The 21526-nt window shown below is 68.0% G+C and carries 21 protein-coding genes; 9 read left to right on the plus strand and 12 right to left on the minus strand.

Going from position 1 to position 21526, the window contains the following annotated elements:
- Positions 1 to 65 precede the first annotated feature (65 nt).
- From PSK12I2_RS0106090 to PSK12I2_RS0106120, 7 genes are all read left to right on the plus strand, one after another.
- On the plus strand, positions 66 to 833 hold the full coding sequence (locus PSK12I2_RS0106090; RefSeq protein WP_027597687.1) for an SDR family NAD(P)-dependent oxidoreductase: 768 nt from the start codon (positions 66 to 68) through the stop codon (positions 831 to 833).
- Between the two features lie 184 nt (positions 834 to 1017).
- A complete protein-coding gene (locus tag PSK12I2_RS0106095; RefSeq protein WP_027597688.1) occupies positions 1018 to 2202 on the plus strand; it encodes an acetyl-CoA C-acyltransferase in 1185 nt (394 codons plus the stop codon).
- Positions 2203 to 2216: 14 nt separating this feature from the next.
- A complete protein-coding gene (locus PSK12I2_RS0106100) occupies positions 2217 to 3002 on the plus strand; it encodes an enoyl-CoA hydratase (RefSeq protein WP_007162199.1) in 786 nt (261 codons plus the stop codon).
- Positions 3003 to 3067: 65 nt separating this feature from the next.
- Entirely contained in the window at positions 3068 to 3970 is a 903-nt protein-coding gene (locus PSK12I2_RS0106105) for a LysR substrate-binding domain-containing protein (protein WP_027597689.1), read from the plus strand.
- 183 nt (positions 3971 to 4153) lie between these two features.
- The gene (locus PSK12I2_RS0106110) at positions 4154 to 5461 is read left to right on the plus strand and encodes an MFS transporter (RefSeq protein WP_051398687.1); all 1308 of its coding nucleotides are present in this window, start codon (positions 4154 to 4156) and stop codon (positions 5459 to 5461) included.
- Complete coding sequence (locus PSK12I2_RS0106115; RefSeq protein WP_027597691.1) at positions 5458 to 6711, plus strand: amidohydrolase family protein; 1254 nt, start codon at positions 5458 to 5460, stop codon at positions 6709 to 6711. Before PSK12I2_RS0106110 ends, PSK12I2_RS0106115 begins: the two co-directional genes overlap by 4 nt.
- Before the next feature lie 61 nt (positions 6712 to 6772).
- Entirely contained in the window at positions 6773 to 7174 is a 402-nt protein-coding gene (locus PSK12I2_RS0106120) for an ester cyclase (RefSeq protein ID WP_027597692.1), read from the plus strand.
- Here PSK12I2_RS0106120 and PSK12I2_RS0106125 read toward each other — a convergent pair.
- The 5 genes from PSK12I2_RS0106125 to PSK12I2_RS0106145 are packed head-to-tail and all read right to left on the minus strand — an operon-like array spanning position 7171 to position 13155.
- Complete coding sequence (locus tag PSK12I2_RS0106125; RefSeq protein ID WP_027597693.1) at positions 7171 to 8190, minus strand: AraC family transcriptional regulator; 1020 nt, start codon at positions 8188 to 8190, stop codon at positions 7171 to 7173. The genes PSK12I2_RS0106120 and PSK12I2_RS0106125 overlap by 4 nt on opposite strands.
- Positions 8187 to 9569 carry a dihydrolipoyl dehydrogenase gene (gene lpdA / locus PSK12I2_RS0106130; RefSeq protein WP_027597694.1) on the minus strand — a complete coding sequence of 461 codons (1383 nt, stop codon included), beginning with the start codon at positions 9567 to 9569 and terminating at the stop codon, positions 8187 to 8189. The genes PSK12I2_RS0106125 and lpdA overlap by 4 nt, the downstream gene beginning before the upstream one ends.
- Before the next feature lie 2 nt (positions 9570 to 9571).
- Entirely contained in the window at positions 9572 to 10858 is a 1287-nt protein-coding gene (locus PSK12I2_RS0106135) for a dihydrolipoamide acetyltransferase family protein (RefSeq protein ID WP_027597695.1), read from the minus strand.
- Between the two features lies 1 nt (position 10859).
- Positions 10860 to 11918 carry an alpha-ketoacid dehydrogenase subunit beta gene (locus PSK12I2_RS0106140; protein WP_007162204.1) on the minus strand — a complete coding sequence of 353 codons (1059 nt, stop codon included), beginning with the start codon at positions 11916 to 11918 and terminating at the stop codon, positions 10860 to 10862.
- A 4-nt stretch (positions 11919 to 11922) separates the two neighbouring features.
- Positions 11923 to 13155, minus strand: coding sequence for a thiamine pyrophosphate-dependent enzyme (locus tag PSK12I2_RS0106145; protein ID WP_027597696.1), 1233 nt, complete (start codon positions 13153 to 13155; stop codon positions 11923 to 11925).
- A gap of 223 nt (positions 13156 to 13378) precedes the next feature.
- Between PSK12I2_RS0106145 and PSK12I2_RS0106150 the strand changes: the two genes are divergently transcribed.
- Complete coding sequence (locus PSK12I2_RS0106150) at positions 13379 to 13840, plus strand: Lrp/AsnC family transcriptional regulator (protein ID WP_027597697.1); 462 nt, start codon at positions 13379 to 13381, stop codon at positions 13838 to 13840.
- Between the two features lie 14 nt (positions 13841 to 13854).
- On the opposite strand, the gene PSK12I2_RS0106155 is transcribed toward PSK12I2_RS0106150, so the two are convergent.
- Entirely contained in the window at positions 13855 to 14067 is a 213-nt protein-coding gene (locus PSK12I2_RS0106155) for a hypothetical protein (RefSeq protein ID WP_007162207.1), read from the minus strand.
- A 65-nt stretch (positions 14068 to 14132) separates the two neighbouring features.
- Positions 14133 to 14540, minus strand: a complete 408-nt coding sequence (locus PSK12I2_RS0106160; RefSeq protein ID WP_007162208.1) for a response regulator — start codon at positions 14538 to 14540, stop codon at positions 14133 to 14135.
- Positions 14541 to 14938: 398 nt separating this feature from the next.
- Here PSK12I2_RS0106160 and PSK12I2_RS0106165 point away from each other — a divergent pair, with 398 nt between their 5' ends.
- On the plus strand, positions 14939 to 16705 hold the full coding sequence (locus PSK12I2_RS0106165; RefSeq protein WP_027597698.1) for a glycoside hydrolase family 5 protein: 1767 nt from the start codon (positions 14939 to 14941) through the stop codon (positions 16703 to 16705).
- A gap of 62 nt (positions 16706 to 16767) precedes the next feature.
- Here PSK12I2_RS0106165 and PSK12I2_RS0106170 read toward each other — a convergent pair whose 3' ends face one another.
- The 5 genes from PSK12I2_RS0106170 to mmsB form a co-directional block, all read right to left on the minus strand.
- A complete protein-coding gene (locus PSK12I2_RS0106170) occupies positions 16768 to 17319 on the minus strand; it encodes an ATP-dependent Clp protease proteolytic subunit (RefSeq protein ID WP_007162210.1) in 552 nt (183 codons plus the stop codon).
- 150 nt (positions 17320 to 17469) lie between these two features.
- The gene (locus PSK12I2_RS0106175; protein ID WP_007162211.1) at positions 17470 to 18270 is read right to left on the minus strand and encodes a universal stress protein; all 801 of its coding nucleotides are present in this window, start codon (positions 18268 to 18270) and stop codon (positions 17470 to 17472) included.
- A gap of 138 nt (positions 18271 to 18408) precedes the next feature.
- Complete coding sequence (locus PSK12I2_RS0106180) at positions 18409 to 19560, minus strand: acyl-CoA dehydrogenase family protein (protein ID WP_007162212.1); 1152 nt, start codon at positions 19558 to 19560, stop codon at positions 18409 to 18411.
- A gap of 11 nt (positions 19561 to 19571) precedes the next feature.
- Positions 19572 to 20624: an enoyl-CoA hydratase/isomerase family protein gene (locus PSK12I2_RS0106185; protein WP_027597699.1), complete on the minus strand. Its 1053-nt coding sequence runs from the start codon at positions 20622 to 20624 to the stop codon at positions 19572 to 19574.
- Positions 20621 to 21517: a 3-hydroxyisobutyrate dehydrogenase gene (gene mmsB / locus PSK12I2_RS0106190; protein WP_027597700.1), complete on the minus strand. Its 897-nt coding sequence runs from the start codon at positions 21515 to 21517 to the stop codon at positions 20621 to 20623. Before mmsB ends, PSK12I2_RS0106185 begins: the two co-directional genes overlap by 4 nt.
- Positions 21518 to 21526 lie beyond the last annotated feature (9 nt).

Genomic DNA, 21526 nt, shown 5'->3' on the forward strand with positions numbered 1-21526 from the left:
ATCCGGCCCTTGTCCGACCTCTGTCGAGGATCGAAGATAAGTCCATCATCCTGGAGAGCCCGCCCATGCGCATCGACGAGCACACCTTTCTGGTAACCGGCGCCGGATCCGGCCTTGGCGCCGCCACCGCCGCGGCGCTGATCGCGGCAGGCGCCCGGGTGGCGCTGCTGGATCTGCAGGCCGAGGCCGTGCAGGCCCAGGCCGAACGACTCGGCGACCGGGCCCTGGCGCTCGCCGTGGACGTGACCGATGCCGAGGCCCTGAGCGCTGCCATGGATACCCTCCTGGCCCGCTGGGGCGGTCTGCAGGGGGCGATCAATTGCGCCGGCATCGTCGGCGGCGCGCGCATCCTCGGGCGCAACGGCCCCCACGATCTCGCCGCCTTCGCGCGCATCATCAACGTCAACTTGGTGGGCAGCTTCAATGTGCTGCGCCTGGCCGCCGCGGCCATGGCCCAGGGCGAGGCCGATGCCGGCGGCGAACGCGGCGTGATCATCAACACCGCCTCCATTGCCGCCTTCGACGGCCAGATCGGCCAAGCCGCCTATGCCGCCTCCAAGGGGGGCGTCGCCGCGCTCACCCTGCCGGCGGCGCGCGAATTGGCCGGGCAGGGCATCCGGGTCATGACCATAGCGCCGGGCGTCTTCGAGACGCCCATGATGGCCGGCATGACCCCCGAGGTGCGCGAGGCCCTGGCCGCCAACGTGCCCTTTCCGCCGCGCCTCGGTCGCGGCGAGGAATTCGCCGCCCTGGTCCGCCACATCATCGAGAATCCCATGCTCAACGGCGAGGTGATCCGTCTCGACGGTGCGCTGCGCATGGCCCCGCGCTAGGCCCTGTACGAAAAGTCGCCGAGCGATGGTCAGGCGAGGCGAAAAGCGCTGAGGAAGCGGACCGGGCTCGCGAGCGAGTTTACGAGTGGTAAATGAGCATTGCGACGGGGCTGGCCATCCAGGCGCTTTTCAACGAAGCATCACCGAGTGTAGGCACTTTTCGTAAGGGCCTAGGAGAGTTGTCATGAACGATCCCATTGTTATCGTCGCCGCCGCTCGCACCCCCATGGGCGCCCTGGGCGGCGAACTGGCGGCGCTCTCGGCGCCACAGCTGGGCAGCGCCGTGATTCGCGCCGTGCTGGAGCGGGGCGGTTGGTCGCCGGAGCGGGTCGACGAGGTGCTCATGGGCTGCGTGCTGCCCGCCGGCCTCGGCCAGGCACCGGCCCGCCAGGCGGCCCTTGGCGCCGGCCTGGACCAGAGCACGCGCTGCACCACCCTGAACAAGATGTGCGGTTCGGGCATGCAGGCCGCCATCCTCGGCCATGACCTGCTGCGCGCCGGCAGTGCCGAGGTGGTGGTGGCGGGCGGCATGGAAAGCATGAGTCGCGCGCCCTATCTGCTGGAAAAGGCCCGCAGCGGCTACCGCCTCGGCCACGGCGCCCTGATCGACAGCATGTTTCTCGACGGCCTGGAAGACGCCTACGAGCCCGGGCGCCTGATGGGCACCTTCGCCGAGGACTGCGCGGCGCGCCTGGGTATCGGCCGCGAGCGCCAGGATGCCTATGCCCAGCAGTCCCTCGCCCGGGCGCGCCAGGCGCAGGCCAGTGGCGCCTTCGTCGCCGAGATCGTCGCGGTGGAGGTGGCGGGGCGCAAGGAAACCCTGAGCATCGACACCGATGAACAACCGCGCCGCGCCGATCCGGCACGCATTCCCACCCTCAAGCCGGCTTTTCGCGAAGGCGGTACCGTCACGGCGGCCAACGCCAGCTCCATCTCGGATGGCGCCGCGGCATTGCTGCTGATGCGCGCCAGCACGGCGGTGCGCGAAGGCCTGACGCCGCTGGCGACGATCCGTGGCCATGCCGCCCATGCCGGCGCCCCGGGCGACTTTCCCACCGCGCCCATCGGCGCCATCCGCACCCTGCTCGCGCGCATCGACTGGCAGCTGAACGACGTCGACCTGTTCGAGATCAACGAAGCCTTCGCCGTGGTGGCACTGGCCGCCCAGGATGCCCTGGGGCTGGACCCGGAGCGCCTGAACGTGCACGGTGGCGCCTGTGCCCTGGGCCATCCCATCGGCGCCTCCGGCGCGCGGATGCTGGTGACCCTGATCCAGGCGCTGCGCCAGCGCGGTCTGCGCCGGGGCGTGGCCGCCATCTGCATCGGCGGTGGCGAGGCCACGGCCATGGCGCTGGAACTCAACGACTAGACAAGGACAAGACCATGAGCGAACCCTCTGCCGAATCGACCCTGCTGCTGGAGATCGAGGCGCGTGTCGCCCTCATCACCCTCAACCGCCCCAAGGCGCTCAACGCCCTCAATGCCCAGCTGCTGCACGAGCTGGATGCCATGCTGGCGCGTCTGGACGCCGATCCCGAGGTCGGTTGCGTGGTGCTCACCGGCTCGGCCAAGGCCTTCGCCGCCGGCGCCGACATCAAGGAAATGGCCGGGCAGGGCTATCCGCAGATCTACCTGGACGACTATTTCCGCGTCGCCGACCGCATCGCCGAGCGGCGCAAGCCGCTGATTGCCGCTGTGGCCGGCTACGCCCTGGGTGGTGGCTGCGAACTGGCGCTGCTGTGCGACTTCATCTATGCCGCCGACACCGCGCGCTTCGGCCTGCCGGAGATCACCCTGGGTGTCATTCCCGGCATCGGCGGTACCCAGCGCCTGACCCGCGCCCTGGGCAAGGCCAAGGCCATGGAGCTGTGCCTGACCGGACGCCAGCTGCCCGCCGCCGAAGCCGAGCGCGCCGGCCTGGTCGCCCAGGTGTTTCCCGCCGACGAATTGCTGGAGCGCACCCTGGAAGCCGCCCGCGGCATCGCCAGTCGCTCGCTGCCGGCGACCCTGCTGCTCAAGGAGAGCGTCAATCGCGCCTTCGAGACCAGCCTGGCCGAGGGTATCCGCTTCGAGCGCCGGGTCTTCCATTCGCTGTTCGCCAGCGCCGACCAGAAGGAAGGCATGGCCGCCTTCGTCGAGAAGCGGCCGGCGAAGTTCGAGCATCGTTGAGCGCTCCCGGCGCCTCTCGGAGGCGCTAGACTGGCCGTTTCCGCCCAGCGTCGCAGAGCCTTCGGATGCGTATCGACCCCTTGCCACCCCTGACCAATCTGATTGCCTTCGAGGCAACGGTCAGGCTTGGCAGCTTTACCCGTGCCGCGCTCGAACTCAATCTCACGCAAAGCGCCATCAGCCGTCAGGTGGCGCAGCTGGAGGCATTTCTCGGTCGCGCGCTGTTCCGGCGGGAGCACAAGCGGCTGCACCTGACCGTCTCCGGGCAGCGCTATGCCGAGCGGGTCCAGCAACTCTTGGCGGGCCTAGCGGAAACCACCGCCGAGGTCATGGACCTCAGTGGCGAGCAGCAACTGGTCCTGGCCTGCTCCTCGGGCGTCGCCGCCCTGTGGCTGGGTCCGCTGATCGGCCATTTTGCCAGTGCCTTTCCCGGCATCGACGTGCGCCTGCGGGTGCTGGACAACCTCGATACCCTGCTCAAGCCCGAATTCGATCTGGCGCTCTATTTCCTGCGGGAACCGCCGCCGCCGGGATTGGCCGGTCGCCAGTTGTTTCCCGAATGGGTAGGCGCCTATTGCGCCCCGGACTACCTGGGCGGCCAGCAGCTGTCTCCCCCGGAGCTGCTCGACCGGCGCCTGCTGATGATCGAGGACGGGCAGCGACGCTGGCTGTCCTGGACGGAGTGGTTCGCGCGGCTAGGCTACCCAGCCCCGCGGATCCGCCAGCGGCTCACCGTGAGTCAGTACCCCATCCTGGTCGATCTGGCGATTGCCGGTCACGGTATCGTCCTGGGCTGGCGCCCCATGATCGATGCCCACCTGCGCTCGGGTGCGCTGGTCGAAGCCTGTAGCGAATGCGTGCAGGGGCAGGGGGGTTACTACCTGCTGTGGCCGGGCGATCGCCAGCCGGGCCTGGCGACGCGCCGTTTCGAAGCCTGGCTTAACGACGCCCTGAGCGCGTCACCTTGACCCCTCTTGCATGCGCCTGGCGCATGCAAACCCCTGCAATCAGCGTTTTCCTGCGTCCCGGGTAGCCCCTTAAGCTCGGCGGCAGAGGGCGGAGATCCTCGTCCTGTTTCCTTTATCGAAACTGCCGTCGCCGGTGCAGGGACTCCCGAGTTTCCTGCGCGACTCGCATTCAGGGAGCCAACAATGCAGAGCGCTACGACCTTCCCGCAGCGGTCCACCGCCCACCGCCGCCAGGCCAACAAGGCGGTCGTCGCCACCGTGATCGGCAACGGTCTGGAGTGGTTCGACTTCACCGTCTACAGCTTCTTCTCCGTGATCATCGCCAAGGTGTTCTTTCCGACCGCCAGCGAACTCACCTCCTACCTCCTGGCCCTGGCCACCTTTGGCGTCGGTTTCTTCATGCGGCCAGTAGGGGGCATCCTGCTCGGCATCTACTCCGATCGCCGCGGCCGCAAGGCGGCGCTGTCGCTGACCATCCTCTTGATGGCCGCCGGTACCCTGATCATCGCCGTGACCCCGGGCTATGCCCAGTGGGGGCTGTTCGCCCCGGCGCTCATCGTCTTCGCGCGATTGCTGCAGGGCTTTTCCGCGGGTGGCGAGATGGGCAGCGCGACCGCCTTTCTCACCGAGCACGCGCCCGCTGGGCAAAAGGCCTACTACTCCAGCTGGATCCAGGCCAGCATCGGGGTGGCGGTCGCCCTGGGTGCAGGCGCCGGCGCGCTGCTGTCGGCGTTGCTGACCCCGGAGCAACTCGAGAGCTGGGGTTGGCGCCTGCCGTTCCTGTTCGGCTCCCTGATCGGCCCCGTCGGTTTCTACATCCGTAGCCGCATCGACGAAACCCCGGCCTATGCCACCGTCGAGCGTGCCCAGTCGCCGCTGCGGGAGGTAGTGCGCATCTATCCCCGCCAGACCGCGATCACCTTTTCCATGGTCGTGCTCTGGACGGTCTGCACCTACTCCGTGCTGTTCTACCTGCCGTCCTACTCCACCCGGGTGCTCGGTCTGCCCAGTGGGCTGGGCTTCACCGCCGGCGTACTCGGTGGCCTGGTATTGCTGGTGGCGACGCCGCTGGTAGGGCGCCTGGCCGATCGCCAGGGCAAGCGACCCTGGCTGCTGGGGTCGGCCATCGCCATCTTCTGCCTCGCCTGGCCGTTGTTCTGGATGCTCAATCGCTGGCCGGGCCTGGCTTCCCTGCTGGTGTTCCAGGCCGTGCTGGGACTGCTGATCTCCGGCTATCTGGGCGGTCTGCTGGCGGCCTTCGGCGAGTTGTTGCCGACCCGGGTGCTCTCCACCGGACTGTCGGTGGCCTACAACTTCGCCGTGACCCTGTTCGGCGGCTTCGCCACCTTTACCGTGACCTGGCTGATCGCCGCCACCGGCAGCCCGCTGGCGCCGGCCTTCTACATCATGTTCGCCGCGGCCATCAGTGCCGTGGGCGCGGCGCTGTTTCGCGACGCCGCCAGCGAGCAACCTTCGGGAGAATCCGCATGACTCAAAGCACCTCTCTACTGCTGCGCAACGGCAAGCTGCTGGATCTGGCGAGCGGCATTCTGATCACCGGCAAGGAAGTCCTGGTGGAGGGTGAGCGCATTACCGCCGTGCGCGACCAGAGCGCTGCGCCGCCGGCAGGCGTCACCGTCATCGATCTGGGCGGCCGCACCCTGATGCCCGGCCTCATCGATTGCCATGTGCATGTTCTGGCCTCCAGCGCCAACCTGGGTTTCAACGCCCTGCAGCCGAACGCCATCATCATGTACCGCGCCCTGCCGATCCTGGGCGCCATGCTCGAGCGCGGCTTCACCACCGTCCGCGATGCCGGCGGCGCGGACTGGGCGCTGGCGCGCTCCATCGCCCTGGGACTGGTGCCGGGCCCGCGGATCTTCGCCTCCGGCAAGGCGCTGTCGCAGACCGGCGGCCATGGCGACATGCGGGCGCGTGGGGAGCTGCTGCTGAACGAGCCGTGCAGTTGCTGCTTCCGCGCCGGTGCCATCGCCCGGGTGGTGGACGGGGTGGACAACGTGCGCAAGGCGGTGCGCGAGGAACTGCAGCAGGGCGCCAGCCAGATCAAGATCATGGCCTCCGGCGGGGTGTCCTCGCCCACCGATCCCATCGCCAATACCCAGTACAGCGAAGCCGAGATCCGCGCCATCGTCGAGGAAGCCGAAGCGGCCAATACCTATGTGATGGCCCATGCCTATACCGCCCGCGCCATTCGCCGCGCCGTGGCGTGCGGGGTGCGCACCATAGAGCACGGCAATCTGGTCGACCGGGAGACGGCGCAGCTGATGCGCGAGCGGGGCGCCTTCGCCGTGCCCACCCAGGTGACCTACGAGATGCTCGCCGAGCACGGCGCCCGCTATGGGCTGCCAGCGGATTCCGTGGCCAAGATCGAAGACGTCCGCCTGGCCGGCCGTCGCGCCCTGGAATTTTTCGCCGAGGCGGGCGTACCCATGGGCTACGGCTCCGACCTGCTGGGCGAGATGCACGAATACCAGACCCAGGAACTGCGCATCCGCGCCGAGGTGCTGGGCAATCTGGAAGCCTTGCGCAGCGCCACCAGCGTCGCGGCGCGCATCCTCGAACGGGAGGGCGAGCTGGGTTGCATCGCGGCTGGCGCCCTGGCGGATCTGCTGGTCGTGGATGGCGATCCCTTGACCGATATTTCCTGCCTGGTGGGGCAGGGCGAGCGGTTGGACGTCATCCTGCAGGGCGGCCGTCTGGTAAAGAATCGCCTCGGGTGAAGGGAGACTTGCCGGCCTGGCGTGGTCCCCTGTAGCAGTCAATGACCATGGAGAATTCGTGATGCCCCTCGCCGCAACCGAACTCGGCAGTCACTACCAGGCCTACCTCGACTGCCTCAACCGCCAGGCCTGGACGGAGCTGGGCCGTTATGTCGACGAAGCCGTCGAGCACAACGGCCGGCCCCTGGGATTGGCGGGCTACCAGGCCATGCTGGAAGGCGATCATGCCGCCATTCCCGATCTGCACTTCGCGGCGCGCTTGCTGGTCGTGGAAGCGCCCTGGCTGGCCGCGCAACTGGACTTCGACTGCACGCCACGGGGCGAGCTGTTCGGGCTGGCAGTGAACGGACGGCGGGTGCGTTTCAGCGAGCACGTCTTCTATCGCTTCGAGAACGGGCGAATCCGGGAGGTGCGCTCGGTGATCGACACCGCCGCCATCGCTGCCCAGCTGGCCGAGGGCTAACCCGCTCGGGTCTGGCGCTGGCGATAGCCCAGGGGGCTCAAGCCCGTCCACTTGCGAAAGGCGCGCTGGAAGGAGCGGGGATCGGCGAAACCCAGACGCAGGGCCAGCTCCTCCAGGGGCAGAGCGCCTTGATCCAGCTGGCGGCAGGCCAGGCGGCAGCGACGTTCGTCCTTGAGGCGCTGGTAGGTCTGGCCGCTCGCCGCCAACTGGCGTCTCAGGGTCGCAGCCGAAAGACCCAGGGTCGCGGCCAGGCTGACGGCGTCCGGCCAGTCTTCCGGGGCACGACTGCGCAGCAGGGCGCGGATGCGGGCGATCAGACTGGCGTCGTCGCGATAGTGCACCAGCAGATTGCCCGGTGCGGCGGCGATGAAGCGACGCGCATCCGCGGCACTGCGGCGGATCGGCAGGCCCAATACGGCGGCGTCCAGCAGCAGGCAGTCTTCGCCGTGGGCGAAGCTGAGGTGGGTGCCGAAGCGCTGGCGATAGTCGGCCAGCAGTTCCGCCGGCGGCTCCTGGGCGGTCAGGCGAATCTCCGCCAGTGGCAAGCGGCGGCCTACCAGCCAGCAGGCCAGGCCGTGCAGGATCAGCCAGAGGGTAAAGACGGCAAAGCTACCCGGCAGGCTGCCGGGGGCCAGCCGCAGGGTCGCCTGCTCGCCATTGCGCTGCAGGCGCAGATCGACGCCCAAGGTCAGGCGCAGGAAGTCGGCGCTCTGCCGCAGGGCGTCGCCCAGGGTCGGTTGCAGGCGGGTGCTCTGGCAGAGAAAGGCAAAGCTGCCGGCCGGGAGCGGGCGTGGGCCAAGGGCGAAGAACTCGTCATCGAAACGCCGCGCCAGGCGATACCACAGCTGGCCGAACAGCGGCGCCGAGAGGCGCTCGCGGTCGAGCAGCAGGTCGGCTGGCTGCACGCCTTCGGTAGCGAGCAGGGCCTCCGGTGCCTGACCACTGCGCCGGCACAGCCCGGCCAGGGCCTCGTCGAGGATGCCCGGCGCCAGGCTGTCGCGCGGCAGGCCGGTCACAGATGCAGGGCCCGGCCCAGCGCCCGCAGCGCCGCTTCCTGCACCGCTTCGCCCAGGGTGGGATGGGGGTGCAGGGTGGCGGCGACGTCTTCCAGTTGCATGCCCATTTCCAGGCTGTGGGAAAAGGCCGTGGCCAGTTCCGCCACCTGCTGCCCGGTGGCCTGCCAGCCAAGGATGCGATGGTCGTCCGCACGAGCCACCACCCGCACGAAGCCTTCCGGCGCCTCCAGGGTGAGGGCACGGCCATTGGCGGCGAAGGGGAAGCTGGCGACCTTGGTCTCCAGCCCCTGGGCCTTGGCCTGCTCGGGGGTCAGGCCGACCACCACGATCTCCGGATCGGTGTAGCAGACCGCCGGGATGGCGACCGGCGCGAAGCGCCGCCGCTTGCCGGCGATCAGCTCGGCCACCACCTCGCCCTGGGCCATGGCGCGATGGGCCAGCAGGGGTTCGCCGGTGAGATCACCGATAGCCCAGACGTCGGTCATGCTGGTACGGCAGCCGTCGTCGACGCGGATATAGCGGCCGTCGTAGTCCAGCGGCAGGCGCTCCAGGCCTTCGGTGCGGGGCCGGCGACCGGCCGCCACCAGGATGCGCTGGGCCGGCAGGACCTGCTCCTCGCCGTCACCGCGGGTCATCCGCAGGCCAGCGCCGTCCGCGGCCAGACCGGCGACGGTGCAGCCCAGGTGCAGCTCGATGCCCAGCCGTTCCAGGCGGTGGCGCAGCGGGGCGGTAAGTTCGGTGTCGTAGCCGGGCAGCAGCCGCGACTGAGCCTCCACCACCGCGACCCGGGCGCCCAGCTTGCGATAGGCGATGCCCAGCTCCAGGCCGATATAGCCGGCGCCCACCACCACCAGATCCTCGGGAATCTCTGTAGGCGACAAGGCCTCGGTGGCCGAGATCACCGGGCCACCGAAGGGCAGGCTGGGCAATTCCACCGAGGTGGAGCCCATGGCCAGCACCAGGTGTTCGGTACGGATGCGCAGCCGTTCGCCACCGGCGCGCTGCACCTCCACGGTCTTGCCGTCGAGGATCTCGGCCCAGCCCTCGACCACCGTCACCCCCTGCTTCTTGAGCAGGGCGGCGACGCCGGTGGTGAGGCGATCGACGATGCCGTTCTTCCAGGCCACGGCCTGGCCGAGGTCCAGTTCCGGGCGGCCATGGCGGATACCAAGGGCGCCCTGGTCGGCGCGACCGCAGGCGCGATGGAATTCCTCGGCGACATGGATCATCGCCTTGGAGGGGATGCAGCCGACGTTGAGGCAGGTACCGCCAAGGGCGGCGCCCTCCACCAGGGTGGTGGCGATGCCCAGCTGAGCGGCGCGCAGGGCGGCGACATAACCGCCGGGGCCGCCGCCGATGATGAGGAGTCGGGTGTCCATGGCTACTCCAGGAAGAGGGTGGCGGGTTGTTCGAGCAGCTGGCGCACGGCCTGGATGAAGCTGGCGGCGTCCTGGCCATCGATCAGCCGGTGGTCGAAGGAAGCGGAGAGATTCATCAGCTTGCGCGGTACCACCAGCCCATGGCGGAAGGCCGGGCGCTCGACGATGCGATTGACGCCGATGATGGCCACCTCGGGATGGTTGATGATGGGCGTGGAGGCGATGCCCCCCAGCGGACCCAGGCTGCTGATGGTCAGGGTCGAGCCGGAGAGTTCGTCGCGACCGGCCTTGCCGCCGCGCACCGCGGTGGCCAGCCGCGCCACCTCCTGGGCGCAGCCCCAGAGATCCAGCGCCTCGGCGTGGCGGACCACCGGCACCGCGAGCCCCTGTTCGCCCTGGGTGGCGATGCCCAGGTGCACCGCGCCATAGCGCGTCACTGTGCTGCTCTCTTCGTCGAAGCGCGCATTCATCTGCGGAAAGTCCCGCACCGCCACCACCAGGGCGCGCGCCAGGAAGGGCAGCAGGGTGAGGTGGGCACGACGACCCTGCCAGCGCTGATTGAGGGTGGCGCGCAGGGCTTCCAGCTCGGTGACATCCACCTCTTCCACATAGGTGAAGTGGGGGATATGCCGTTTGGCGGCCTGCATCTTCTCAGCGATCTTGCGTCTCAGGCCGATCAGCGGGATGCGCTCCTCGCCACTGCGTTTCGCCAGGCCACCGCCGCCGGTGGCGGGCGGCAAGCCGGCGTCGCGTTGCTGCACATAGGCCTCCAGATCGCCATGCAGGATGCGCCCGCCGTGACCGCTGCCGGTGACGAAGCGGAGTTCGATGCCCAGGTCCCAGGCGTGCTGGCGCACCGCGGGAGATGCCAGCGGCGGACTGCCGGGGGCCGGGCGGGAAGCTGGTCGGTCGTCGTCGCGCGGGACCTCCGCCTCCGCGCGACGCGGGGCTGGGGCCGCCGCGGGCGTGGGCGCTTCCGCCTTCGGTGCTGACGCCGGCGCGGCTGCCACCGGCGCGGGGCGACTGGTCTCGCGCAGATTGCCGTCGCCGGCCACCTCCAGGCGGATCAGCTCGGCGCCCACCGCCAGCACCTGACCGGGCTCGCCGCCCAAGGCGACCACCCGGCCCACCACCGGCGAGGGGATCTCCACCATGGCCTTGTCGGTCATGACGTCGGCCAGGGTCTGGTCTTCGCCGACCTCGTCGCCCACCGCCACGTACCACTTGACCAGTTCCACCTCGGCGATGCCTTCGCCGATGTCGGGCATCTTGATGACATGGGTACCCATCTCAGACCTCCATCACGCGCTTGAGCGCGGCGCCGACCCGGGACGGACCCGGGAAGTAGTCCCATTCCTGGGCGTGGGGATAGGGGGTATCCCAGCCGGTCACCCGCTCGATGGGCGCCTCCAGGCGATGGAAGCAGTGCTCCTGCATGAGGGACACCAGCTCGGCGCCATAGCCGCAGGTGCGGGTGGCTTCGTGGACCACCACGCAGCGGCCGGTCTTGTTCACCGAATCGGTGAGGGTCTGCAGGTCCAGCGGCCAAAGGCTGCGAATGTCGATCACCTCGGCGTCGATGCCGGTCTCGGCGGCCGCCGCCAGGGCGACCCAGACGGTGGTGCCATAGGTCAGCACCGTGACCTGCTTGCCGGGACGGACCACCGCGGCGCGTTCCAGCTCGACCCGGTAGTAGCCGTCCGGCACGGCGCTGGCCGGATGGCCGGACCAGGGCGTCACCGGGCGGTCGTGATGGCCGTCGAAGGGGCCGTTGTAGAGGCGCTTGGGTTCGAGAAAGATCACCGGATCGTCGCTCTCGATGGAGGCGATCAGCAGGCCCTTGGCGTCATAGGGATTGGAGGGCATCACGGTGCGCAGCCCGCAGACCTGGGTGAACATGGCCTCGGGACTCTGGCTGTGAGTCTGGCCGCCATAGATGCCGCCACCGCAGGGCATGCGGAACACCAGCGGCGAGGTGAACTGGCCCACCGAGCGATAGCGCAGGCGCGCCGCCTCGGAGACGATCTGGTCGATGGCCGGGTACACGTAGTCGGCGAACTGGATTTCCGCCACCGGCCGCAGGCCGTAGGCGCCCATGCCCACCGCGGCGCCGGCGATACCGTTCTCCGAGATGGGCGCGTCGAATACCCGCGAGGCGCCATATTTGGCCTGCAGGCCCTCGGTGCAGCGAAAGACGCCGCCGAAATAGCCGACGTCCTCGCCGAACACCACCACATTGCTGTCGCGTTCGAGCATCACGTCCATGGCCGAGCGGATGGCCTGGATCATGGTCAGGGTGCTGCGGCTGCCGGCCTGGGTCGGCAGGTCGGTTTCCTGTTGTACGGTCATGGCGTCACTTCCCGAGCTGTTGGCGTTGGCGGCGCAGGTGCGGCGGCAGGTCCTGGTAGACCTCCTCGAACATGTCGGCGGCGCTAGGGGCGAGATCGCTGGCAAAGGTGCCGTGGGCTTCGGCGGCCTTCTGGGCAGCGGCCACCTCGGCTTCCAGCTCGGCGCTCAGCGCCTGGTGCCGTTCCTCCGACCAGAGGCCACGACCGATCAGGTGCGCCTTGAGCCGGTCGATGGGATCGCCCAGGGGGAAGTGCGTCCAGTCATCGGCGGGACGGTATTTGGACGGATCGTCCGAGGTGGAGTGGGGGCCGGCGCGATAGGTCACCCACTCGATCAGGGTCGGCCCCAGGTTGCGCCGGGCGCGTTCGGCGGCCCAGCGCGAGGCGGCCAGCACGGCGAGGAAGTCATTGCCATCCACCCGCAGGGCGGCGATGCCGTAGCCCAGGCCACGGGTAGCCAGGGTGATGCCCTCGCCGCCGGCGATGGCCTGGAAGGTGGAAATGGCCCACTGGTTGTTGACTATGTTGAGGATCACCGGCGCCCGGTAGACGTGGGCGAAGGTGAGGGCGGCGTGGAAGTCGCCTTCGGCGGTGGCGCCGTCGCCGATCCAGCCGGCGGCGATGCGGGTGTCACCCTTGATCGCCGAGGCCATGGCCCAGCCCACCGCCTGGATGTACTGGGTGCCCAGGTTGCCGGAGATGGAAAAGAAGCCGAGGTCGCGGTAGGAGTACATCACCGGCAATTGCCGCCCCTTGAGCGGATCCCGGGCGTTGGACAGCAGCTGGCAGATCATCTCGTCCAGCGGCGCCTCGCGGGCGATGAGGATGCCCTGCTGGCGATAGGTGGGGAAATGCATGTCGTCCGGGCGCAAGGCCAGGGTCTGGCCGACGGCGATGGCTTCCTCGCCCAGGCACTGCATATAGAAGGACAGCTTCTTCTGCCGCTGGGCCTTGAGCATCCGCGCATCGAACAGCCGCGTCTTGAGCATGGCCCTGAGGCCCTGCAGCAGCAATTCGGGCGCTTCTTCGGTGGCCCAGGGCCCGACGGCGCGACCCTCTTCGTCGAGGATGCGGATCAGCTGGGTCGCCAGCTCGCGGGTATCAACCGGTGCCACGTCGATGGGCGGCTTTTCCGCACGGCCGGCGGGGCAGAGTTGCAGGTAGCTGAAGTCGGTGGGACGTCCCGGTCGGCCGCTAGGTTCGGGAACGTGCAAGCGCAGGGGTGGGTAGTCGCTCATGGCCGCCCCTCCTGGTGGAAGAGGGTGCGGGTGGGTCGCAGGACGGGTTGGCCGTCCGGATGCGATGCAGGGTGCCACATGGTGGAGGCCTCGGCATTCTTGTTATTGGTCGCCTGAGTATAGGCCGGCATGGCTAGCCGTTTTGCCGCAATTTCGGGGTGGGCAGTCCGGCCTTTTGGTGCTATTGAACTTCGTACAAGAACAACAGTAGAGGTTTTGCACCATGGCTGGTCTGGACCGTATCGACTTGCGCATCCTCAACGCCCTGTCCGCCGATGGCCGCCTGAGCTGGCGCGATCTGGCGCAGAAGATCGGGCTGTCGCTGACCCCGACGCTACGGCGGGTCAAGCGACTGGAGGAGGAGCGTTACATCCAGGGCTATCACGCCCAGCTCGATGAAACCCGGCTGGCCGGCAGTGTCAGCGTCTTCGTGTCGGTGCGCCTGGAAAAGCAGTCCACCGACTACCTGCGCGCCTTCGAGCGGGAGATCGTCAAGGCGCCCCAGGTGATGAGCTGTTTCCAGATGACCGGGGATGCGGACTACGTATTGCGGGTGGTGGTGCAGGATCTCGCAGCCTACCAGCACTTTCTCGCCGAGACCCTGACCTGCATTCCCGGGGTGGCCAGCGTGACCTCTGCCTTTTCGCTCAAGGCCGTGCTGTTGCGACCGGCGCCGCCGCTATGAGGCGCGTGCAACGACTAGCGGATACCGAGGGAAGTGCGGACCTGCTGCGCCTGGGTTGCGCAATAGGCGCGGTCGCGCAGGCGGGCGGTATCCAGCATCAGGGTCAGGCGACGTTCGCTGGCGGGACGACAGACTTGCACCGGCAGACCGCCATCCGGGGTCAGGGGGCCGAACAGGCAGTCGATGTTGGGCAGCTGGGCGACGAACTGGTGGGTGAGGGCAAGCATTGTTGTTGTCCGAAGTACCGAGGTGGCGATGTGACACCATTCACATCGCCAGGGTTCCTCGATCTTCAGGCACTGGGCGTAACAGAATAGGCGACGCCATTCACGGCATCGATCAATTGACCGATCGACCAGGGCTTGGGCAGGAAGCGCACCTTGCACTTGATGCTGGCGGTAGACGGCGTTTCGTAGCCGGACATGACAATAATGGGCATATCTGCCCAGCGTTGGCACACCAGATTGGCCAGTTGAGCGCCATCCATGGAGCCGGGCATGCGGATGTCCGTCAACAGGATGTCGATATTGGCGTCCTCTTTCTCCAACAGTGACAAGGCAGCATCGGCGGAGTCAGCGGCGATGATATTGAAGCCTTCGGGTTCGAGGATCTCGGTAACGAAATCCGCGACCAGTGGCTCGTCGTCCACCACCAGGATGGTGGGTCGGAAGACAGGGGTTCCCGGCTGTTCTGCGCGCATGACTGGACCTTATATACAAGACGTTGCTGAGCCTTGGATAGCGGCGATCCGGGAAAATTCCCCAGGCCATGTGCCACTGAATTTGGCGTCAGATTTCTGTCTTCCTGCCGTGATTATTTTGTCGCGTGCAGCTTTCGCACGCTGCGACGCCATGCCACGCATATTTGGTTACGTTTCCTGCAAAGGCTCTAGAGCGGTGCTTTGCGACACCCTGCGGTCGTGCATGACCACCGCCGCGGTGAAAGGTTTCAGCGACCTGGCATATGACTTGTATTGGGTAAGGCAACTGCAGGACGCAGAGTGCTTTTCTTGTCACGTCCCAGTGGCCTTACCTAAACCCAGGCTTTGCTCGTACACAAAGGACATCGACGCCACGCCTCCCAAAGCAGTATCTGTCCATGACGCCTATCCGCTCCCTCGCTACCGCCCTTCGTCGTCCGCTCGCCGCGGCCGCTACCGTTCTCGCGCTGTCCGCTGGCGTTGCCCAGGCCGAGCCTGTCAGCCTGGTCGGTCTGAATCTGTCGGGTGCGGGCTTCGCGCCCCAGGTGCTGCCCGGCATCAATGGCACCAACTACATCTTCCCGGTGGAGGCCTACTTCCAGCAGTGGAGCGCGCGGGGCGTCAAACTGATCCGTTTCCCCATCATCTGGGAGCGCCTGCAACCCAAGCTGGGCGGCCCACTGGACAGTGCCTACGTCGCCCTGGTGAACCAGACCTTCGGCTATGCGCAAAAGCACGGCATCAAGATCATCCTCGACCTGCACAACTATGCCCGCTATCGCGGTCAGGTGATCGGCACCAGCGGCGTCCCCTACGCCCGCTATCAGGAGATCATGACCCACATTGCGCGGCAGTGGAGCGGCCAGTCCTCGCTGTACGCCTACGACATCATGAACGAGCCCCACGATGCCATGGCCTACTGGCCGACCGCGGCCCAGTACGGCATCAATGGCGTGCGCGCGGTGGACAGCACCCGTCCGGTCATCGTCGAAGGCAACGGCTGGTCGAGCGCCACCCGCTGGGCCGAGTTCAACGATGCCCTGCTGGGGCTGAAGGATCCGGCCAACAACATCATCTTCTCGGCGCATTCCTACTTCGACGAGAACGCTGGCGGCAGCTACGACAAGACCGACGTCAACAAGCTCGACGCCAACTATGGCGTGACCCGGGTGAAGCCCTTCGTCGACTGGCTGAAGAAGAACGGCAAGCGCGGCTATATCGGTGAATTCGGCGTACCGGACAACAATCCGCGCTGGAACCTGCTGATGGACAACATGCTGGCCTACCTCAAGCAGAACTGCATCCCGGCCTCCTACTGGGCCGCGGGTCCGGGCTGGGGCAGCTACTTCATGTCGGTGGAGCCGATCAATGGCCAGGAGCGGCCGCAGTGGCCGACCCTGCGCAAGTACTTGGACGACAGCAGCTGCACCGCCATTGGCCCGGTCGCCAGCGGCAGCACCACCCCGGCCAACGGTGGTGGCACGGCCGGCAACAGCGGTTCGGCTGGCGGTAGCGCCGGCGCCGTGGGCAATTCCGGCAGCGGCAGCAGCGCCGGCAACACCGGAAACGCAGGCAGTAATGCAGGCGTTCAGGTGCCGCCGAGCAATGGCGCGACCGCAGGCACGGTTACCTCGGTGATCAACGACTTCACCAACTCGGACTGGCACAAGGGGGTGTTCCTCAAGAAGGCCGCCGTCTCGGTACCCGGGACCGCGGTGAATCGCGCCGCCTTCAAGGCCGGTGCCTACCTGACCACCGCGGATGGCCAGGTGCGGCGGATCTCCTCGGTGCAGGCCGGCAACAGCCTGGGGGTCTTCACCGAAGGCACGCCCTTCAACGGCAACGCCGTGGGCTATCCCAAGACCGTGACCGTGTCGCCCACCGGGGTGACCAGCGCCGCCAGCGTCAGCAGCGCCATCAACGACTTCACCAATGCCGACTGGAATCGCGGCGTCTACCGTCGCGCCGCGGCCATCTCCATCCCGGCCACCGCGGCCAATCGCTCGGCCTTCAAGCTGGGTGGCTCGGTGCGCCTGGTCAATGGCCAGATCCTCAAGATCAGCTATGTGCAGGATGGCGCCAACAACCTGGGGGTGTTCTTCGACGCCAGCCGCCTGGATGCCAGCGTCGGCTACCCCAACACCCTGGTGTCCTTCAGCCGCTGATCCCCGGGGTCGGGCAAGAAAAAACCCGGTGGCCAAAGGTCACCGGGTTTTTTATTGCCTGCTCAGAGATGGATGAAGGTGGTGACCTCACCCGGCTGCACGCGGCATTCGTCGACGGCATGGATCACCCCGGTGGTCAGGGCCGCTTCCGGACTCAGCAGCCGGGCGTTGGCCTTGAGGCAGCTGTGGATGTCCAGGGCCTCGGCGGCACCGGCGGTGCGCTCGGCGACGATGCGGGCATAGAGATCCAGGTCGTAGTCCAGGCACATGGCGTATTCGGCCATGCGCGCATGGTCCACCGAGTTGTTCAGATTCCAGTAGAAGGAGTGGTAGAGGAATTTGCTGTGACGACTGGCGGTGCGGTGTTCGCCGGCCAGGAAGAGGATGTTGCCCATGGACTCGACGGTGCCCAGGTTGTGGGTATGCACCGGCAGCGGCAGGGACAGCAGGAAGTTGTACATCGTGAAGCCGTAGCTGCAATCGCCGCCCATGGTGGCGATCTTGAGCAGGATGCGCGAGGCGTCCTGCTGCACGGCCTGGGAGCACTGGGCGATCAGCTGGCCGCAGCTGGTGGAATTGATGGGACCGGTGAAATGGATGACATGGGTGCTCATGGGGCCTACCGACGCGCCGGGGAGCCCGACAGAGGGCAGGGCTCTATGTCTTCTGCTTCGGCGATTTTCGGGTGGGCTTGAGCCCTGGCGTCGGCTGGCCGACGAAGCGCGTCCCGAGCGGATGGGCTGTGCCCGGGTAGAGGCGCGGTCTCAGCGCAGCAGCAGCATCGGTACTTCGGTCTTGTGCAGCAGCTGGGTGGTGCGACTGCCGCGCAGGAAGCGCCAGACCGAGGAGTGACTGTAGGCGCCCATGATCAGCAGGTCGGCCCGGCGTTCGTCGAGGTGGCGGGGGACGATGCGCTCCACGTCGCCATGGGCCACGGTGGTATCGACCCGGCAACCGGCGCTGCGCAGCAGCAGGGCAAGGTCATCCAGGCGCTTGCGCAGGATCGGATCGTCTTCGCCGACGCGCAGCAGGGTGCCGCTCATGCCGGCCAGCAGCGGACTGCGCGCCAGCGCCAGGATGCCCTGGTGGGTGGCTTCCCGGCCGTCGTAGGCGATGGTGAATTGCCGCGGCGGCTTGAACGGCCCGGAGCAGATCAGGATCGGCCGGTGCACGGCGCGGACCACGGCCTCCAGCTGGCTGCCGATGCCGCTGTCCCCGGAGCGCTCGCCGCGCTTGCCGATCACCAGCAGGCGGGTGTCGGCTTCCAGGGTCTTGAGGGTATCCACCAGCCCCTCGGGGCGGCGCAGGATCTGCGGCGCCGAGGTTAGGCCCTGCTGCAGCAGGCGTTGGCGGGCATTGAGCAGCAGCGCCTTGGCCATGCCGGCGCCGACGTCATCGTCCAGATAGACCGGGGCGCCGTTGGCGACCTTCTTGCCGCTGCTGGCCGACTCCTGCACGTGCAGCAGGGTGACGGGCGCGTCCAGTCGTCGCGACAACCAGGCGGTGTGGTCGCAGACGCTTTCGGCGTGGGGAGATCCATCGATGCAGGCGAGCAGGGAGGCCATAACGGTATTCCTTGGCAAGACCGGGACCAGACACGATCCCTGTCAGGAGCGTAGCACCCGCCCAGTGCTGTCCAGATGACGCCTGGGTGTCATCTTCGGCTTTTGCTGGGCAGGTCACGGCCGTCATCCCGGACGCCCTCACATTTCGTAGCGATCGAGTTCCCGGGTGATCAGCAGGCGCTGGATTTCACTGGAGCCTTCGTAGATCTGGGTGATGCGGATGTCGCGGTAGTACTGCTCCACCGGGTAGTCCTCCAGGTAGCCGTAGCCGCCATGGATCTGGATGGCCTTGGAGCACACCCATTCGCCCGTCTCGGTGGCGAACAGCTTGGCCTGGGAGGCTTCGCTCAGGCAGGGCTGGCCCGCCGTGCGCAGCCGCGCCGCATGCAGGATCAGCAGCCGCGCGGCATTGAGGCGCGTATGCATGTCCGCCAGCATGTTGGCGATGCTCTGGTGCTGGATGATCGCCTTGTCGAACTGGATGCGCTCGCGGGCATAGCCGAGCGCCGCTTCGAAGGCCGCGCGGGCGATCCCCAGCGCCTGGGCGGCGATGCCGATGCGGCCGCCTTCCAGGTTGGACAGGGCGATGGCCAGCCCCTTGCCGCGCTCGCCCAGCAGGTTGGCCGCCGGGATGCGGCAGTTGTCCAGGGTGACCGCGCAGGTGTCGGAGGCGCGCAGGCCCATCTTGTGCTCGGTGCGCTCGACGCGAAAGCCGGGGGTGTCGGTAGGCACCAGAAAGGCCGACAGGCCCTTCTTGCCCAGCTCCGGATCGGTCACCGCGAAGACGATGGCCAGGCCCGCGCGGCGACCGTTGCTGACGAATTGCTTGCTGCCATTGAGCACCCAGCTGTCGCCGTCGAGTACCGCCCGGGTGCGCAGGTTGTGCGCCTCGGAGCCGGCCTGGGGTTCGGTCAGGCAGAAGCAGCCGATGACCTTGCCGGCGGCCAGGTCGGGCAGCCAGCGATCCTGCTGTGCGGCACTGCCGTAGCGCAGCAGCGGGCCACAGCCCACCGAACTGTGGATGCTCATCAGGGCGCCGAGGCTGCCGTCGCCGGCGGAGATCTCTTCCACCGCCAGGGCATAGGCGACGTAATCCAGGTACGTGCCGCCCCATTGCTCGGGCACCACCATGCCCAGCAGGCCCAGTTCACCCAGCTGGGCGACCACGGCGTCGTCGATCCACTCGGCCTTTTCCCAGGCGCGGGCGTGGGGCGCGACCTCGCGGCGGGCGAAGTCACGTGCCAGGTCGCGGATCATGCGTTGTTCTTCGGTGAGTTCGATGTCGTGCATGGGGGCCTCCCTCAGGAATGGCGAAAATCGGCGAAAAAGGCAGCGACGCGGCGTGGATCCAGGTCCTGCCAGCGGGCCGGATTCCAGTGCGGCGTGCGGTCCTTGTCCACCAGCATGGCGCGCACCCCCTCTACGATCTCGCCCTTTTCGAACCAGCGGCGATCCAGGTGCAGCTCCAGGGCGAAGCACTGTTCCAGCGACAGCCCGCCGCCCTGGCGCAGCAACTCCAGGGCGGTGGCGACCGCCAGCGGCGAACGGGCGTCCAGGGTGGCGAGAGTCTCCTGCGCCCAGTCGCGATAGGCGGGGCGCTGCTCCGCCTCCAGGCTGGCGCGCAGCTCCTCGACGGTGGCCGCCGCGAAGTGCTCGGCGATGGCCGGGCGCAGATCGGTCAGGCGCGCGGCTTCGGCCGGCGCCGCGGCAAATTCCTGCAGCAGGGCGGCCAGGTCGGTGGGGCCCTGGGCAGTGGCTGCCTCCAGGCGCTGCAGCAGGTCGGCGTTGGCCGCTTCGGGAATGAAGACATCGGCCAGGCCGGCGGCCAGGGCATCGGCCGGACCGATCTGCACGCCGGTCAGCCCCAGATAGAGACCCAGGTGGTCGGGCAAGCGCGGCAGGAAATGGCTGGCGCCGACGTCGGGGAAATAGCCAATGGCGGTTTCCGGCATGGCCATGCGGGTGCGCTCGCTGACGATCCGCAGCCGCGCCGCCTGGACCAGGCCCATGCCGCCGCCCAGCACCAGCCCCTGGGCCAGGGCCAGCACCGGCTTGGGATAGCGGTGCAGCGCCAGGTCGAGGGCGTATTCCTCGGTGAAGAAGGTCAGGTGCAGGTCGTCGCCGCGCTGGTAGCTGTCGTACAGCGCCCGGACATCGCCGCCGGCGCAGAAGGCCTTCGGCCCGTTGCCGCGGAGCACGATCACCCGCACGCCCGGGTCCTGCTCCCAGTCGCGCAGCGCCCCGTGCAGGGCGCGCACCATGTCCAGATCCAGGGCATTGAGCCCGGCCGGGCGATCGAGGGTCAGGTAGCCGACCCCGCCGCGTCTTTCCAGCAGTACCTTGGCGTCGCTCATGCACCGTCCTCGTCCAGGTAGTCCTGGATGATGGCCGAGAAATCCAGCCCGCCGCCACCCGCGCGGCTGAATCTCTGGTAGAGCTGTTGCGCCACTGCGCCGAGGACCACCGGCTGCTGCACGGCGCGCGCCGCCTCGGTGGCGAGGCCCAGGTCCTTGAGCATGAGGTCGGCGGCGAAGCCGCCCTGGTAGCCGCGCGAGGCCGGCGCCTGGGGCAGTACGTCCGGATAGGGGTTGTTGACCTCCGAACTCCAGCAGCGCCCGCTGCTGGTATTGATCACTCCGGCCAGGGTCTTGGCGTCCATGCCCAGGCGGGTGCCCAGGGCCATGGCCTCGGCCACCCCGATCATGGAGATGCCCAGCAGCAGGTTGTTGGCCACCTTGGCCACCTGGCCGTTGCCGCTGGCGCCGCAGTGCACCAGGTTGCGGCCCATGGCGGCCAATAGTGGCTGGGCGCGCTGGAAGCCGGCTTCGCTGCCGCCGACCATGAAGGTGAGGGTGCCCGCCGCGGCGCCGCCGGTGCCGCCGGAGACCGGTGCGTCCAGCAATTCCAGACCGCGCTCGGCGGCGGCGCTGGCCACCGCCCGGGCGCTGAGCGGATCGATGGTGGAGGAATCGATCAGCAGGGTGCCCGGCCGGGCCCGAGCGATCAGCCCGTCGTCGCCCAGATAAACCGTCTTCACATGGGCAGCCGCGGGCAGCATGGTGATGATCACTTCCGCGCCGCTCTCGGCAACGGCGGTGGGCGAGGCGGCGACCTCGGCGCCTTCGGCGCGCAGCGCTTCGAGGGCGGCGGTGGAAAGGTCATAGACGGTCAGCTGATGGCCGGCCTTGAGCAGGTTGCGGGCCATGGGCGCGCCCATGTTGCCCAGTCCCAGAAATCCCAGATGCATGCTGGCGTC

It is taken from the genome of Pseudomonas sp. MOIL14HWK12:I2 (assembly GCF_000510745.1).
Taxonomy (GTDB): Bacteria; Pseudomonadota; Gammaproteobacteria; order Pseudomonadales; family Pseudomonadaceae; genus Chryseomonas; species Chryseomonas oryzihabitans.